This is a genomic window from Frigoribacterium sp. PvP032, from assembly GCF_017833035.1.
In the GTDB taxonomy this organism is placed as follows: Bacteria; Actinomycetota; Actinomycetes; order Actinomycetales; family Microbacteriaceae; genus Frigoribacterium.
This window is the reverse complement of sequence record NZ_JAFIBM010000001.1, coordinates 1,012,539-1,027,470: the sequence shown is the minus strand read 5'-3', so window position 1 is coordinate 1,027,470 and position 14,932 is coordinate 1,012,539. Positions and strand designations below refer to the sequence as shown.

Genomic DNA, 14,932 nt, shown 5'->3' with positions numbered 1-14,932 from the left:
ATGCCAGGCGTCCAACTCCTCCGTGAGGCGAGGAGAGAGACCGAGGTCGGAGGGCGGCGGATTCGACTCAGGCCCCGCGGCCTCCCAGAGCACCGAAGGACTACCCACATCAGGGAACAGCCGAATGATGCGCACCTGCGACGAACACCTCTCTGACCTCACCGACACACTTGACTCGAAGTGGGGTGAGACGTGATAACACGACCGTTCGAAGTGTTCCACACGGTCTTCGAGTTGATTATCTGGACGATGACCCCATTGCTAACAAAGGCAGTTTGACCCACTGTGCACTTCGTATTCCCGCCGCCGCCTGTGTAGCTGGGAAACGCGATGTTGACGTCGTTGGCCATGCTCATCAGGTCGTCCCACGAGGCGTTCGGAACGAGCCCCCAGTGGGCCAACTCGTCCAATTTCGCCTGCCAGTCTGATTCGTGCCCATCCCGGATGTGCTTGTAACCCCAGCCGTTGTCTTTGTTCCCCTCGCCACAGGTCAGTTGAACTTCACGCAAGCCCCCCCAATCGAAATAGGCAGCAAAGACATCGCCGCTGTTGTTGCCGATGAAACAGCGAGTCCATTGTCCGAAGTCGATCAAGAACGGCGAGGCCTCGCCGTCTTCTCTCGGAGGAAGGGCTGTGACTTCAGAGGTCGAGTCACGCGTTGGCAGCGAAGCGAGCCGGTCTCCCGCGACGGCATACATGCCGTCGCCCACTTCTACGCCATCGCCTATCCCGGGCGGCACCGAGGCTGCACCTGCGCTGTCGAGCTGGAGCACTAGCGGTGCAGAAAACGCAAGGGTCAGGAGTATCTTGCGTGCAGTATTTTCCATGCTCGGAGACTAGATCGCTGAAGATGCACGGTCAACCGTTTCCCACATGCGTGGGCGCCCCCGGGACCGATCAACCTTCCGTCAGGGACGAGATCGGAGCACCCCCGAGCGCACGGGACGGACATCGGCGGGCGGCCGGGGCCGAGTGGTGGCAACGTGGCAGGGTGACCGACTACCAGAGCACCCCAGACACCGCTGCACGACCCGGACGCGGACGGACGGGCACCGTCGACGACGCCTCGCACGCCCCCCAGCCGGACGGACGCGACCTGATGGGCCCGGTCGAGAACCTCACCCGCATCATGTGGACCGGCACGCTCTGGTTCGCCGCCGCCGTCGTGGCCGTGGCGCTTGCCCTCGGCGCCGTGCTCGTGTCGGGGTGGCGGCCCGACGTCCTCTCGACGCCGGTCGAGACGCTCTTCTGGATCGGTGCCTCCGTCGTCGCCCTCAGCCTCGGCCTGATCGGCTGGTCGGGCTGCCCCATCCTCGAGGTGAGCGTGCCGGTCGCCGACCGCAACAAGACACGGACGATGCAGCTCGGCACGTTCAGCTTCCTGGTCGGGTCGGCGGCGGCGATGCTCGCCGTGCTGCTCGGGCCGGCGAGCTGAGAACGGCGCACGGGACCGGGCCACCATCCGGGCGCGGCGTTGCTCCCCGGCCTCGGCCCCACTAGCATCGTCGTGCGATCGAATCGATTCGATCGCGCCTCCTCCCCCACAGCAGAGAGACCCGATCGATGGCGACGACGTCCACCCGGCCCAGCACGCCCGCAGCACCCGACGACGAGACCCGTCGCGCGCGCCTGGCCGTCGCGCTGCTGTTCCTCACGAACGGCGCGCTCTTCTCGAACCTGCTGCCGCGCTACCCCGCCATCAAAGATGCGCTCGACCTGACGAACGCCTCCTTCGGTCTCGCCGTCGCCGCCGGCCCGGTCGGCGCCATCGTCGCCGGACTCGCGGCGAGCTGGCTGATCCGGCGGTTCCGCTCGTCGCGCGTCGCCGTCGTCGGCACGGTGGTGACCGCCGCCGTCGTGCTGCTGGCCGGCCTCTCCCCCGTCGGCGCGCTGTTCGCCGCCGCGCTCTTCGTGGCCGGGGCGCTCGACGCGATCGTCGACGTCGCGCAGAACTCGCACGGGCTGCGGGTGCAGCGTCGGTACGGACGCTCGATCCTCAACTCGTTCCACGCGATCTGGAGCGTCGGCGCCGTCGTCGGCGGCCTGATGGGCGGCGCGGCCGCGGGCCTCGGCGTGCCGATCGGCGTGCACCTCGCGATCTCGGGCGTCGTCTTCGGCGTGGTCGCGATCGTCTCGTACCGGCTGATGCTCCAGGGTCCCGAGCCTGCCTCCGAGCTCGAGGAGGCGCCCGCCACGCCGACCGAGGGCGTCGCGTCGTCGTCGACGTCGGCCCCGGTGCCCGTGGTCGGTGGCGACTCGGGGAACGGTGCACGCGTGCGCCGCTCTGCCGTGAAGCTCGGCACCTGGGGCGTCTTGATCGCGCTCGTGCTGATCGCCGCCTCCGGCACTGTCGTCGAGGACGCAGGCAACACCTGGGCCGCCCTGTACCTCTCTGGCTCGCTCGACGCCGGCGTGACCGTCGCCGCGCTCGGCTTCGTCGCGTTGCAGAGCGCGCAGTTCGTCGGGCGGATCCTCGGCGACGGGCTCGTCGACCGCTTCGGCCAGCGCGCCGTCGCCCGGGTCGGCGGTGCCCTGGTGTTCGTCGGGATGGGGCAGGCGCTGGCGTTCCCGTCGATCGGGACGACCATCCTCGGCTTCGCCCTCGCCGGGTTCGGCGTCGCGACGCTCATCCCCGCCGCCATGCACGCCGCCGACATGCTGCCGGGGTTCCGGCCGGGCACGGGGCTCACGCTCGTCAGCTGGCTGATGCGGCTCGGGTTCCTCGCGGCGCCGCCGCTGATCGGCGCCGTCGCCGACGCGAGCTCGCTGAGGGTGGGGCTGCTGCTGATCCCCGCCGTCGGGCTCGTGGTGCTCGCGCTGTCGGGCGTGCTCGCGGGGCGCCAGCGGGGGCAGCTGCAGTAGCACGGCTGACGCTCAGCCCTGTCGGCAGATGCCGACCGGCGACCGTGCACGCGCTCCGCAACAGGGAGAAAAGCACGTGTTGCGCGTGCCCAGGTCGGCATTTGCCGAAGGGAGCCTGCAGGGGCAGCGGGGCCGCACCTCCTTCGGCCTCTCGCCCTGGGGCCACCAGCTGGCGACGCGAGCTGTCCACGACGCGAAACAGGGGGACGACCCCTCGGGCAAAACGCCAGGAGGCGCGGGTACGAACGAGAGGACAGGCCGCAGATGCGGCCGAGGAAGGCAGGAACCATGACCGAGATCACCGCCCACCACGGGCTCTTCAAGGACACGAACCTCCACGTCGACGACTTCGGCGGCACCGGGCGCACCGTCGTGCTCATCCACGGCTGGCCCCTCTCGGGCGAGTCGTGGAGCAAGCAGGTCCCCGCGTTCGTCGAGGCCGGCTACCGCGTCGTCACGTACGACCGCCGCGGCTTCGGACGCAGCGACAAGCCGAAGACCGGCTACGACTACGACCACCTCACCGAGGACCTGCACACCGTCCTCACCGAGCTCGACCTGAACGACGTCACGCTCGTCGGCTTCTCGATGGGCGGCGGCGAGGTCGCGCGCTACTTCAGCAAGTACGGCACCGAGCGCCTGCACAGCGTCGTCTTCGCGTCGGCCGTGCCCCCGTACCTGATGAAGACCGACGACAACCCCGACGGCCCCCTCACCAAGGAGGCGGCTGCCGAGATGACCGCCGGCCTCACCAAGGACGAGGACTCGTTCTACGACGACTTCACCACCGGCTTCTTCTCGGTCGACGGCGAGCTCAAGGTGTCGGAGGCGGACCGCCAGGACGCACTCCGCCTCGCCAAGCAGGCGGACAAGGCCGCGGCCCTCGAGGCGATGAACTCGTTCGCCACGACCGACTTCCGCGAGGACCTGACCAAGGTCACCGTGCCGACGCTGGTCATCCACGGCGACGGCGACGCGACCGTTCCCTACGAGGGCTCTGGCGCGCGCACGCACGCCGCGATCGCCGGCTCGGAGCTGCACGTGATCGAGGGCGCCCCGCACGGCGCGAACGTCAGCGACGCGGACGAGTTCAACCGCGTGGTGCTGGAGTTCCTCGCGCGCTGAGGCCGCTCGCGCTGAGCGTGCTCGCGCGCTGAGCTTGCTCGTGCGCTGAGCTTGCTCGTGCGCTGAGCTTGCTCGTGCGCTGAGCGCTGATCTCGCTCCAACTGCACCCCCTGTCCGGCACTACGCCCCTCGTTCTGAGGGTGCAGCGCCGGATGGGGGGTGTAGTTCGTGACGGCGGCGTCCGCACCCCGGGAATCCGCGCAGACCCGTCCTCGCGAGCGCGGGTGTGCGCGGGTTCCGCGGGTGCGGGCGCTCGCGCGGCTAGAAGTCGACCGGCGGTCGGTCCATGGTGGCGACACCCGACGAGATGCCGATGATGATCGCCACGGCCCCGCCGAGCACCGACAGCCCGAGGAACAGCCAGAGCGGCGCGGCGCTCCCTCCCACGCGGCGTCGCAGCACGACGCTGCGGCCGATCAGGTAGATCAGCACGCTGAGGATCGACCAGGCCCAGTGGAACGGCCGCTCGACGCCGCGTGCCCGCAGCGTCCGCCGGTCGAGCCAGGAGAGCACGACGAGGCCGATGCCGACGACGAGGCTGACGACCATCGCGAGCGTGTAGTCGCCCTGCTGCACGCCGGTGCTGCCCGGCGCGAGGAGCTCGACCGACCGCCGGATCTCGACCGCGGCCACGACGAGCGTGACGATCGGCGAGAGCGCGATGGCGGCCACGTACGGGGTCGCACCGATCTGCTGCCCCGTCACGGGCGGCCGGGGCTCGGCCGGCTCAGTGATCGGCGCGGCGGGCGGTGCGGCGGGCGGTGCGGCCGGCGACATCGCAGGTCGCGACGAGGAGGCGTCAGCCGCGCCCCCGAGGAGTCGGTTGTCTCGCTGCGGATCGGTCACGGTGTCCCCCTCGTGGTCGTCGCCGCCGGGGAGCCCTGCTCCGCGACGGCCGCCCGGACGTCTGCGTGCCGGGCTCGTCCCGTCAGCCTACGACCGCCTCCTCGATCGTCTGCCCACGCGCCGCACTGTGCCGTCGCGGGTGCCTGCACCCCTCGGACCCGCGCACACCCGTCAGCGCGAGCGCGGGTGCGCGCGGGTCCCGCGGGTGCGGACGAGGGGTGGGGCAGGTCCCGCGGGCATGGGCGCAGGTGCGGCGGGGGCAGCAGGCTCAGGGACGGTACTCGGGGCGTTGGTCGGGGCCGGGCACGGGGCCGGGGTGCGGCTTCTGCGCACCGTCGCTCCCGAGCACGCCGACCGCCGAGAGCGCCGTCTGGACGCCGACCAGCAGCACTCCTCCGACAACGCCGAGCACGCGCAGGAGGCGGCGGCCACGACCCACGGGGGCCGTCACGACGCTCCCTGCCCAGCTCGGCCGCTCGGGGGCCGGACCGAGGTCGGCGACGCTCGCCGCGCCTCCGGTGCCTGGCTGGTCGTGCGAGCTGCACGCGACGCGCGGCGCTGCTGTTGCTCGTCGCGGAGCACGACGCACAGCCCCACGAACCCCGCCGCCGCGGCGAGCGGCGCCACCCACCAGATCATGTGCCGACCTTGGCACGTCGCGTGTGTCACGTCCAGGGCTGGGCTCGCAGCATTCAGGAAGGCTCGGTCCGCGCCTCCTGAACCGTGCACGGATCAGGACGATCCGGACCTGAGTTGCGCAAGTCAGGACGCATCTTCCTGAATGAGGAGAGACGAGCGGAGGCGGGGGGGGGGGGGGGGAGCGCGCGGGGAGGGGGGAGAGGGCGGCGAGCTAGCGGAGGACGAGGCGCGGGGCGAGCAGGCGGTGACGCGGGTCGGCGGCCGAGCCGGGCGACGCGACGCGGGCCGCGGGGCCCTGGTGCAGCAGCAGGTCCAGGGTGGCGTGCGCCACCTCCTCGACGGGCTGGTGCACGCTCGAGAGGCCGAGCGCCGCGGCCACGGGGGTGTCGTCGTAGCCGACCACCGGCACCGAGCGGCCGAGCACCATGAACGCTCCGAGCGCGAGCGAGTCGCTGGCGCAGACGACCGCGTCGATCGTGCGGCCGGTCTCGGCGAGGTGCGCTGCGAGCTGCCGGATCCGGTCGGAGGCGAGGGAGACCTGGTCGTCGACGGTCAGGTCGAGCTCGTCGAGCTCCGCAGGGCTGAGCGCACCCGCACCCGCACCGTGGGCGAGCATCGTGTCGCGCCAGCCCTGCCGTCGCTCCGTGCCGATGCCCGACGTCGACGGCCAGCCGAGGAACACCACGCGGCGGGCTCCCCCGTCGAGCAGGGCGCGGGTCGCCTCGGCGACGCCGTGGTGCCCGTCGACGTCGACCCAGCGTCGGGCCGGGTCGGCCACGTCGCTGCCCCAGGGCCGGCCGAACGACACGAAGTCGGCCTCCGCGCGCAGCAGCCAGTCGGTGCGGGGGTCGTCGTACGAGGTGGACGTCAGCACGAACGAGTCGACGTCGGCACCGTCGAGGAGGCGGCGGAACTGGGCGACCTCGTCGAGGGGGTCCTTCGCCGTGAAGAGCAGCACGCGGAGGCCGTGCTCGTCGGCCCGCTCGGTCAGGGCGTGCAGGAAACGGTCGAGCACCGCCCCCGAGATGCCGTTCGCGACCGGGTCGAGGCGGACGCCGATCGTCGAGCTCTTGCGGGTGCGCAGCCTCCGCGCCGAGGCGTGGGGGCGATACGCGAGCGACGCGATCGCCTGCTCGACCCTGGAGCGCGTGGCGGGAGCGACGATGTCGGGCGTGTTCAGCACGTTGGAGACGGTCTGGCGGGAGACGCCCGCCTCCTTGGCGACGTCGACGACCGTGGGCAGGCGCGGCGACTCGGCACCCGGCACGGCCCACCTCGTCTCGTTCGTCGTCGTCGTCGTCATCATCGTGGCAGTCCGCGGAGCGCACCCCGCCGCAGCCTCGATTGACAGCCGCGCGAGCAGGTGCCTACTCTAGCGACCACCCGGTTTTGATCGTTCAAACCCGTAACGACACGACCACCGGGACGACCGTTCTCGACGAGGAGACACCGTGCAACGACGCATCCGCCGCCTGATGGCCTTCGGCGCCATCGCCACCGTGACCGGGCTCGCGCTCACCGCGTGCGGCTCCGGCTTCAGCGAGGGAGGCGGCGACGGCGCGAGCTCCGACGGCGCCCTCACCTCGAGCGACGACTCGCTCACCGTGCTGATCGCCTCGAGCGGCGACGCCGAGGCCGCCGCCGTCCGCGACGCCGTGGCGAGCTGGTCGGGCGACAGCGGCACCGACGCCGAGGTGGGCGTCGCCAGCGACCTGCCGCAGCAGCTCAGCCAGGGCTTCGCCTCCGGCTCGCCCGCCGACGTCTTCTACCTCTCGACCGACGCCCTCGCGGGCTTCGCCGAGAACGGCAGCCTGCTCGCCTACGGCGACCAGCTGAGCGAGACGGACGACTTCTTCCCCACGCTCGTCGACAGCTTCACCTACGACGACCAGTTCTGGTGTGCTCCGAAGGACTTCTCGACCCTCGGCCTCGTCATCAACGAGCAGATGTGGCAGGAGGCGGGCCTCACCGACGCAGACGTGCCCACCGACTGGGACGGCCTGTCCGACGTCGCCGCGAAGCTCACCACTCCCGACCACGTCGGCCTCGCCTTCGGGGCCGAGTACGCCAGGGTCGGCGCCTTCATGGCCGAGGCCGGCGGCTCGCTGACGAACGAGGACGGCACGGAGGCGACCGTCGACTCCGACGAGAACGTCGAGGGCCTGACCTACGTCAAGGACCTGGTGACGAGCGGGAACGCCGCGTTCGCCGCCGACCTCGGCGCCGGCTGGGGCGGCGAGGCCTTCGGCACCGGCAAGGCCGCGATGACCGTCGAGGGCAACTGGATCGCCGGCGCGATGAACGCCGACTACCCCGACGTCGACTACCGCGTCGCCGAGATGCCCGCAGGCCCCGGCGGCCAGGGCACGCTGCAGTTCACCAACTGCTGGGGCATCGCCGCGGACAGCCCCAACCAGCAGGCCGCGCTCGAGCTCGTCGAGCAGCTCGTCAGCACCGACCAGCAGCTCGCCTTCGCCGACGCGTTCGGCGTGATGCCGAGCGTGCAGTCGGCCGCCGACCAGTGGAAGACGGACAACCCCGACTCCGCCGCCTTCCTCGACTCGGCCGACTTCGCCGTCGGCGTGCCGACGCAGCAGGGCGCGGCCGACGTGATCGCCGACTTCAACTCGCAGCTCGAGGGCCTCAGCTCCGCCGAGCCGGCCGACCTGCTCGAGTCGTTCCAGTCGAACTACGCGGCGATCCTGCCGTGAGCACCGCCTCGCCCCGCGTCGGCCGACGGGTCGGCGCCGGCAGCGCCGGCGGCCCGGTCCGTCCGGGCCGCACCCGCCGCCCCGGCACCGCCTCGCGGGGCGAGGCCACCTCGGGCTGGCTCTTCGTCACCCCGACGATCGTGATCCTCGGGCTGTTCCTGCTCGTGCCGATGGTGATGGCCCTGTGGGTGAGCGTCTCGGACTGGAGCGGTCGCGGCTCGCCCTTCAGCTCCTCCGTGGGCTTCGTCGGCCTGCAGAACTACGACGACCTCGTCAACGGAGGCGGGCTGGCGGCCCGTGACTTCGGCATCTCCCTGCGCAACAACGCCTGGTACGTCGTCTTCGTCGTGCCGATCCAGACGGCGGTCTCGCTGTTCCTGGCGGTGCTGGTCAACCGGCAGGTGCTGCGTGGTCGCGGCTTCTTCCGCACGGCGTTCTACTTCCCCTCCGTGACGAGCTCGGTCGCGATCACCGTCGTCTGGCTGTTCCTCTTCACGCAGACCGGTGCCGTGAACCGCGCACTGTCGTGGCTCGGCATCGAGGGGCCGGCCTGGTTCCAGGACCCGAGCGGCGTCGTCCACAACGCCCTCGGAGCGATCGGCATCACCGGCCCGGCTCTCCTCACAGACCACGACCTGCTCGGCGTGAGCTGGTGGGACTGGTTCGCCGGCCCCTCCGTCGCCATGAGCGCCTTCGTGCTGATGGCCGTCTTCACGACCAGCGGCACCTTCATGCTGCTGTTCATCGCGGCGCTGCAGAACCTCGGCGGCGACGTGCAGGAGGCGGCGATGATGGACGGCGCGAACGCCTGGCAGCGCTTCTGGCGCGTCACGCTGCCGCAGCTGCGGCCGACGCTCTTCACCGTGCTGACGCTCGGCCTGATCGGCACCTGGCAGGTCTTCGACCAGATCTACACGGGCACGCAGGGCGGACCCGCCAAGACGACGCTGACGCCCTCGTACCTCTCGTACACCTCGGCCTTCGCCGGCCAGGACTGGGGCCGCGGCGCAGCCATCGCCTTCGTCCTCTTCGCGATCATCGTCGTGCTCACGATCGTGCAGCGCGCGGTGCTGCGCGAGCGCCCCGTCTCGCGACGACGGATGTCGCTCTACGAACCGACGGCCACGGGGCAGAAGGAGGCACGCCGATGACCGCCACGGCTCCCGTCACCGACCTGGTCGGCACCGGCCGACCTGTCGGCCCTCCCCCGTCGTCCGCGTCTGCGGACCGGAAGGGCCCTCGCCCGCCGCGGCGCACCTCCTCGCTGGTGTCGTCGTCGGTGCTCTACGCGGCTCTGGTCGCGCTGGCGCTCGTGTACATCGTGCCTTTCCTGGTGAGCGTCGCGACGTCGTTCAAGACCGACGCGGACGCCGCGGCCGACCCGCTCTCGCTGGTGCCGGCCACCTGGACCACGGCGGCGTTCCAGACCCTGTTCGTCAACAGCGACTTCCCGACCTGGGCGACGAACAGCGCGATCGTCGCGGTGTTCGTGACCGCCGGCCGGGTGTTCTTCGACTCGCTGGCGGGCTACGCGCTGGCCCGGCTGCGGTTCCGCGGGCGGGGCGTCGTCTTCGCCGCGTTGATAGGCGTGATGGCGGTGCCGAGCGTGGTGCTGCTGATCCCGAAGTTCCTGGTGATCAACCAGCTCGGCATCTACGACTCGTACGCCGGCATGATCATCCCGCTGCTCGTCGACGCGGCCGGGGTGTTCATCATGAAGAACTTCTTCGAGTCGATCCCGCCGAGCGTCGAGGAACAGGCCAGGATCGACGGCGCCGGGACGTTCCGCGTGTTCTGGTCGATCGTGCTGCCGATGGCCCGGCCCGCGTTGATCACGATCATCATCCTGTCGTTCCAGGGGTCGTGGAACGAGCTCTCGCACTTCATCATCTCGACCCAGTCGCCCGAGCTGACGACCCTGACGAAGGGCGTCGCGGGGCTCGCCTCCGGCCAGCTCAGCCAGGGCAGCCAGTACCCGGTGAAGCTCGCCGCGGCGGTCGTGATGACCATCCCCGTGGCCGTGATCTTCTTCGTGTTCCAGCGCCAGATCATGAACAGCAGCGACGGGGCCGTGAAGGAGTGAGGGCGGGGCCGGCCTTCCCTCGAGGCCGGCATCGCCCTGCTCACGACCCGCTCACGCCCGCAGCACCTCCCCCGCACGCCCCTCAGCGCAAGGACCCCTCCCGTCATGACCGACACCACGTCACGACCCACGACCACCGTCGACGTCGGCACCGCCGCCAGCACGTCTGCCGCGGCCCTCGCGGCCGAGCCGCTCCAGCCGCTCCAGCCGTTCCTCGCCGCCGAGACGGTGGTGCTCAAGGCGCCCGCCCAGGCCTGGTCCGACGCGACCGGCGCGATGGGCGCCGCCGCGATCCACGGCGTCTGGGCCGGCGACACCCGCGTGCTGCGCGGGCACCGGGTCGAGGTCGCGGGCAGCAGGGTCGAGACGATCGCGTCGGTGCCGCTGGGCGCCTCCTCGATCCGGTTCGAGTCGCTGCTGCGCGGCCTCGACGACCACGGGGCCGACCCGGACGTGCGGCTGTCGCTGCTGCGCGAGGTCGGCACCGGCGGGGTCAGCGAGACGCTCACGGTGACGTCGCGCCTGGCTCGCGAGCTCGACGTCGTGCTGACCGTCACGGTGCGGCCCGACGCGTCGTCGATGGACGAGGTGAAGGCGGGGCTGCCGGCCGTGCCGCCGCGTGAGCTGCAGGTCGACGGGGGGCGCGCCTCCTGGTCCGGTGGTGACGCGGTGACGACGCTGACGACGACGGGCGCGGGAGGCGCGGTGCAGGTCGCCAGGGCCGGCGAGGGCGCCCGCGACGGTGAGGGCTCCGATGACGGCGGCGAGGTCGCCGCGGGCAACGACGGTGACGAGCTGCGGCTGACCTGGCGGCTGCGCGTGCCGGCCAGGGGCTCCGCGTCGGCCGGGCTCGCCCTCTCGACCGTGCTCGACGGTGCGGTCGTGGCGGGCGTCGAGGAGGTCCAGCGCTGGCGAGCGCTCGACCCCGCACCGCAGGACGACAGGCTGGCCCGCTGGCTCGACCAGGCCCTCGGCGACCTGTCGGCGCTGCGCATGACGACGACCGACCGGCCCGACGACGTGTTCTTCGCGGCGGGCGCCCCCTGGTTCTTCACCCTCTTCGGCCGCGACTCGCTCTGGGCCGCCCGCCTGGCCATGCCGCTCGACCCTGACCTCCGCGTCGGCCTGGGCGTCGCGGCCGGCACCCTGCGCGTGCTCGCCGGTCTGCAGGGCACGACGGAGGTCGCGGCGAGCGCCGAGCAGCCCGGCAAGATCATGCACGAGCTGCGGCAGCGTCCGCTCGAGATCCACGGCGAGGGAGTGACGCTCGCTCCCCTCTACTACGGCACGGTCGACGCGACGGCGCTCTGGGTCTGCCTGCTGCACGACGCGTGGCGGGCAGGCCTGCCGGACGACGGGGTGCGTGCGCTGCTGCCGCACCTCGAGGCGGCGCTCGCCTGGATGCGCGACCACGGCGACAGCGACGGCGACGGGCTGCTCGAGTACGTCGACGAGACCGGCCACGGCCTGTCCAACCAGGGCTGGAAGGACTCAGGCGACAGCGTGCAGTGGAGCGACGGCCACCTCGCCGAGGGCCCGATCGCGCTCTGCGAGGTGCAGGCGTACGCCCACGAGGCGGCGGTGCACGGCGCCGACCTGCTCGACGCGTTCGACCGGCCGGGCGCCGACGAGTGGCGCGGCTGGGCCGACCGGCTGCGGACGGCGTTCCGCGAGCGCTTCTGGGTCACGGACGCCCGAGGCCGGTTCCCCGCCGTCGCACTCGACGCCGACAAGAGAGCCGTCGACACGGTCACGAGCAACATCGGGCACCTGCTCGGCACCGGCCTGCTCGACGCCGACGAGGAGGCGCTGGTCGCCGCGCGCCTCGTCGACCCCTCGCTCGCGAGCGGCTTCGGCCTGCGCACCCTCAGCTCGGACGCGGCCGGCTTCTGGCCGCTCGGCTACCACCTCGGCACCGTCTGGACCCACGACACCGCCGTCGCGATCGGCGGCCTCGCCGCGACCCACCACCACGAGGAGGCGCGGCTGCTGTCCGAGGGACTCCTCGCTGCGGCACCGTGGTTCGGCTACCGCATGCCCGAGCTGCACGGGGGCGACGCCGCGGCCGACGTGCCCGCGCCGGTGCCGTACCCGGCGTCGTGCCGGCCGCAGGCGTGGGCCGCGGCAGCGGCCGTCGCCGTGTGGGCCGCGACGTCGCGCGAGTGCGCGTGCGGCGCCGCCGCCGGCGGCGGCGACTCCTAGGCACGCGACCCCCGCCTCCTTCGCTGTGCAGTTCCGCTCTGTGCGGCGAGTTCGGCGGGTTCCCGTCGTCCGCGGCGGGTCAGCGCCCACCCACCGCGGGCCACGGGAACCCGCCGACTTCGCACGACGGCCCGCCGCGGGCTACGGCGACCCGCCGACTCCAGCTGCCGGCCAGCTCAGCTCGCGGTGATCCGCGGTGCGCTCCCGAGGGCGAGCTCCCAGACGAGCCGGACGTGGGCGGCCATGTCGGTCGACGGGTCGAGCATCCACTGCAGCTGCATGCCGTCGCTGACCGCCATCATCACGGCGGCGAGCTTCTCGACGTCGACGTCGTCGGGCAGCTCGCCGCGGGCCTGGCGCTCGCGCATGGTCTCGGTCAGCAGGGTGCGGAAGCGGACGTAGCGCTCGGCGAACCAGGCGTGCGCCGGGTGCGCCGGATCGCTGGTAGCGGCCGCGGACAGGCTCGTGAACAGCTGCACCATGCCCGGTGTCCGCGCGTTGCGCCGGATGACCAGCAGGAACTGGTCGATGACGTCGAGCCCCGTCGCGCGCTCGGCGTCCTCGTCGTCACGCACCGTGAGGATGGCGAGGAACAACGCCTCCTTGCTGCCGAAGTGGTGCAGCAGGCCCGCCTGGGTCAGGTCGACGGCGTCGGCGAGCTCGCGCACCGAGGTGCCCCGCATCCCGTTCCGGTCGACGACCTCGAGGGCCGTCCGGAGGATCTCCTCACGCTTGGCCACGCCCTTCGCGTACGGACCCCGACGTGCCATGCGGCCAAGGCTATCCGGTGCGGTCCGCCGGACACGGGAGAGCCCCCGTCGACCGTCGTCTCGCGGCGGTCGGCGGGGGCTCCGTGCGTCGGGGCCGGCGGGGCTAGTGCGCGACGACCGGCTCGGGGGCCGGCGAGCCCGCACGCACGCCCGCGGCCGCCTCGGCCCGGGCACGCGTGTCGGCCTGGGTGCGGAACAACGTGACGGCGAGCACGGCGCCGAGCAGGAAGAAGCCCGCGCCCCACGAGTACGCCGTCGAGTAGCCGTGCACGGCGGCCTCGGCCGCCGTGCGGGCGTCGGTCGGCAGGTGCGCCGCGAGGTAGCCCGTCGTGGCCGTGGCCGCGAGGGTGTTGAGCAGCGCGGTGCCGATCGAGCCGCCTACCTGCTGGCCCGTGTTGACCATCGCGGAGGCGACTCCTGCGTGCCCTCGGTCGACGCCGAGGGTCGCCGTCTGGATCGACGCCGGCATGATCGAGCCCATGCCGAAGCCCAGCACCATCAGCGCGGGCAGCACGTCGCGGGCGTAGGTGCTGTCGAGCCCGAGACGGGTCAGGTACAACATCCCCGCCGCGCCGAGGAGCATGCCGAACGGCACCATGGCCTTCGGCCCGAACCGCGGCACGAATATGTTCGTCGACAGCTGCGCGGCCAGGATCAGCATGCCGATCATGGGCAGGAACGAGACGCCCGTCTGGATCGGCGTGTAGGCGAGCGACGTCTGCAGGTAGTACGTGACGAAGAGGAAGATGCCGAACATGCCGGCCCCCGCGATCGTCACCGACAGGTAGGCGGCGCCGCGGTTGCGGTCGAGGACGACGCTGAGCGGCAGCAGGGCGTGCGCCGCGCGGCGCTGCCACAGGACGAACGCGACGAGCAGGACGCCGGAGGCGGCGAGGAAACCCCAGGTGAGCGGCGAGCCCCAGCCCTCGGACTCGGCGTTCGAGAAGCCGTAGACGAGCGAGAAGAGCGCCGCCGAGACGAGGACCGTCCCGGGCACGTCGAGCTTCGGACGCGGGCCCTGACGCGGCACGGTGTGCAGGAACAGCACGGCCCCCACGACGGCGACGATCGCGATGACGACGTTGATGTAGAGGTTCCAGCGCCAGTCGGCGTTCTCGGTGAGGACGCCTCCGAGCAGCAGGCCGAGCGCGCCTCCTGCCCCGGCGATCGCGCCGAAGACGCCGAAGGCGCGCGCACGCTCCTTCGGGATCGTGAAGGTGGTCGTGAGGACGGCGAGCGCCGTCGGGGCGAGCAGCGCGCCGAACGCGCCCTGCAGGGCCCTGGCGGCGACGAGCGTGCCGAAGCTGCCCGCGGCGCCGCCGAGCGCCGAGGCGACGGCGAAGCCGATCAGGCCGATCACGAAGGTGCGCTTGCGGCCCATGAGGTCGGAGAGACGGCCGCCGAGCAGGAGGAGGCTGCCGAAGGCGAGGGAGTAGGCGGTGACGACCCACTGCCGGTCGCCGTCCGAGAAGCCGAGGTCGGCCTGCGCGCTGGGCAGGGCGATGTTCACGACGGTCGAGTCGAGCACCACCATCAGCTGGGCCAGGGCGACCGTGGTGAGGGTCCACCAGCGGTGCGACGCCACGGCGGGAGGGCCGCTCGTGACAGGTGAGGTCTGGGTCATGCGGGGACTCTATACGGTCCGCGCCAGTTTCGGAACTACCTAGTTTCGGAACTGTCGGCCTAGGATGGGT

Annotated in this window: 13 protein-coding genes; 7 read left to right on the top strand and 6 right to left on the bottom strand. The window is 72.0% G+C overall.

Annotation, left to right across the window (positions count from 1 at the left end; translation table 11 throughout):
• Nucleotides 1-158: 158 nt before the first annotated feature.
• On the bottom strand, nucleotides 159-827 hold the full coding sequence (locus JOE35_RS04720; RefSeq protein ID WP_209560079.1) for a hypothetical protein: 669 nt from the start codon (nucleotides 825-827) through the stop codon (nucleotides 159-161).
• Nucleotides 828-991: 164 nt separating this feature from the next.
• On the opposite strand from JOE35_RS04720, the gene JOE35_RS04715 reads away from it, so the two are divergent.
• The 3 genes from JOE35_RS04715 (at nucleotide 992) to JOE35_RS04705 (ending at nucleotide 3,987) form a co-directional block, all read left to right on the top strand.
• Complete coding sequence (locus JOE35_RS04715) at nucleotides 992-1,435, top strand: hypothetical protein (RefSeq protein WP_209560078.1); 444 nt, start codon at nucleotides 992-994, stop codon at nucleotides 1,433-1,435.
• 128 nt (nucleotides 1,436-1,563) lie between these two features.
• Nucleotides 1,564-2,862 carry an MFS transporter gene (locus JOE35_RS04710; RefSeq protein WP_209560077.1) on the top strand — a complete coding sequence of 433 codons (1,299 nt, stop codon included), beginning with the start codon at nucleotides 1,564-1,566 and terminating at the stop codon, nucleotides 2,860-2,862.
• Nucleotides 2,863-3,150: 288 nt separating this feature from the next.
• Complete coding sequence (locus tag JOE35_RS04705) at nucleotides 3,151-3,987, top strand: alpha/beta fold hydrolase (RefSeq protein ID WP_209560076.1); 837 nt, start codon at nucleotides 3,151-3,153, stop codon at nucleotides 3,985-3,987.
• A 261-nt stretch (nucleotides 3,988-4,248) separates the two neighbouring features.
• Here the strand turns inward: JOE35_RS04705 and JOE35_RS04700 are convergent, their stop codons facing one another.
• The 3 genes from JOE35_RS04700 to JOE35_RS04690 all read right to left on the bottom strand — a co-directional run bounded on the left by JOE35_RS04700 (nucleotide 4,249) and on the right by JOE35_RS04690 (nucleotide 6,778).
• Nucleotides 4,249-4,833, bottom strand: coding sequence for a hypothetical protein (locus JOE35_RS04700; RefSeq protein ID WP_209560075.1), 585 nt, complete (start codon nucleotides 4,831-4,833; stop codon nucleotides 4,249-4,251).
• Between the two features lie 268 nt (nucleotides 4,834-5,101).
• Nucleotides 5,102-5,284, bottom strand: a complete 183-nt coding sequence (locus JOE35_RS04695) for a hypothetical protein (protein WP_209560074.1) — start codon at nucleotides 5,282-5,284, stop codon at nucleotides 5,102-5,104.
• 399 nt (nucleotides 5,285-5,683) lie between these two features.
• Nucleotides 5,684-6,778 (bottom strand): LacI family DNA-binding transcriptional regulator, encoded by a 1,095-nt coding sequence (locus JOE35_RS04690; protein ID WP_245186052.1) that lies wholly within the window; start codon nucleotides 6,776-6,778, stop codon nucleotides 5,684-5,686.
• 169 nt (nucleotides 6,779-6,947) lie between these two features.
• Between JOE35_RS04690 and JOE35_RS04685 the strand changes: the two genes are divergently transcribed.
• The 4 genes from JOE35_RS04685 to JOE35_RS04670 all read left to right on the top strand — a co-directional run bounded on the left by JOE35_RS04685 (nucleotide 6,948) and on the right by JOE35_RS04670 (nucleotide 12,468).
• Nucleotides 6,948-8,183: an extracellular solute-binding protein gene (locus JOE35_RS04685; RefSeq protein WP_209561872.1), complete on the top strand. Its 1,236-nt coding sequence runs from the start codon at nucleotides 6,948-6,950 to the stop codon at nucleotides 8,181-8,183.
• Nucleotides 8,180-9,334 (top strand): carbohydrate ABC transporter permease, encoded by a 1,155-nt coding sequence (locus tag JOE35_RS04680; RefSeq protein ID WP_374099692.1) that lies wholly within the window; start codon nucleotides 8,180-8,182, stop codon nucleotides 9,332-9,334. The genes JOE35_RS04685 and JOE35_RS04680 overlap by 4 nt, the downstream gene beginning before the upstream one ends.
• Complete coding sequence (locus JOE35_RS04675; protein WP_209560073.1) at nucleotides 9,331-10,266, top strand: carbohydrate ABC transporter permease; 936 nt, start codon at nucleotides 9,331-9,333, stop codon at nucleotides 10,264-10,266. The genes JOE35_RS04680 and JOE35_RS04675 overlap by 4 nt, the downstream gene beginning before the upstream one ends.
• A 105-nt stretch (nucleotides 10,267-10,371) precedes the next feature.
• The gene (locus JOE35_RS04670) at nucleotides 10,372-12,468 is read left to right on the top strand and encodes a glycogen debranching N-terminal domain-containing protein (protein ID WP_209560072.1); all 2,097 of its coding nucleotides are present in this window, start codon (nucleotides 10,372-10,374) and stop codon (nucleotides 12,466-12,468) included.
• A 176-nt stretch (nucleotides 12,469-12,644) separates the two neighbouring features.
• On the opposite strand, the gene JOE35_RS04665 is transcribed toward JOE35_RS04670, so the two are convergent.
• Both JOE35_RS04665 and JOE35_RS04660 read right to left on the bottom strand, forming a co-directional pair.
• Nucleotides 12,645-13,238: a TetR/AcrR family transcriptional regulator gene (locus JOE35_RS04665; RefSeq protein ID WP_209560071.1), complete on the bottom strand. Its 594-nt coding sequence runs from the start codon at nucleotides 13,236-13,238 to the stop codon at nucleotides 12,645-12,647.
• Between the two features lie 103 nt (nucleotides 13,239-13,341).
• Nucleotides 13,342-14,862 carry an MFS transporter gene (locus JOE35_RS04660; protein WP_209560070.1) on the bottom strand — a complete coding sequence of 507 codons (1,521 nt, stop codon included), beginning with the start codon at nucleotides 14,860-14,862 and terminating at the stop codon, nucleotides 13,342-13,344.
• Nucleotides 14,863-14,932 lie beyond the last annotated feature (70 nt).

Coding starts and splice junctions, on each gene's coding strand:
- JOE35_RS04685 (WP_209561872.1), top strand. CDS start 6,948: ATGGCCTTCGGCGCCATCGCCACCGTGACCGGGCTCGCGCTCACCGCG.
- JOE35_RS04675 (WP_209560073.1), top strand. CDS start 9,331: ATGACCGCCACGGCTCCCGTCACCGACCTGGTCGGCACCGGCCGACCT.
- JOE35_RS04705 (WP_209560076.1), top strand. CDS start 3,151: ATGACCGAGATCACCGCCCACCACGGGCTCTTCAAGGACACGAACCTC.
- JOE35_RS04670 (WP_209560072.1), top strand. CDS start 10,372: ATGACCGACACCACGTCACGACCCACGACCACCGTCGACGTCGGCACC.
- JOE35_RS04710 (WP_209560077.1), top strand. CDS start 1,564: ATGGCGACGACGTCCACCCGGCCCAGCACGCCCGCAGCACCCGACGAC.
- JOE35_RS04690 (WP_245186052.1), bottom strand. CDS start 6,778: ATGATGACGACGACGACGACGAACGAGACGAGGTGGGCCGTGCCGGGT.
- JOE35_RS04660 (WP_209560070.1), bottom strand. CDS start 14,862: ATGACCCAGACCTCACCTGTCACGAGCGGCCCTCCCGCCGTGGCGTCG.
- JOE35_RS04720 (WP_209560079.1), bottom strand. CDS start 827: ATGGAAAATACTGCACGCAAGATACTCCTGACCCTTGCGTTTTCTGCA.
- JOE35_RS04665 (WP_209560071.1), bottom strand. CDS start 13,238: ATGGCACGTCGGGGTCCGTACGCGAAGGGCGTGGCCAAGCGTGAGGAG.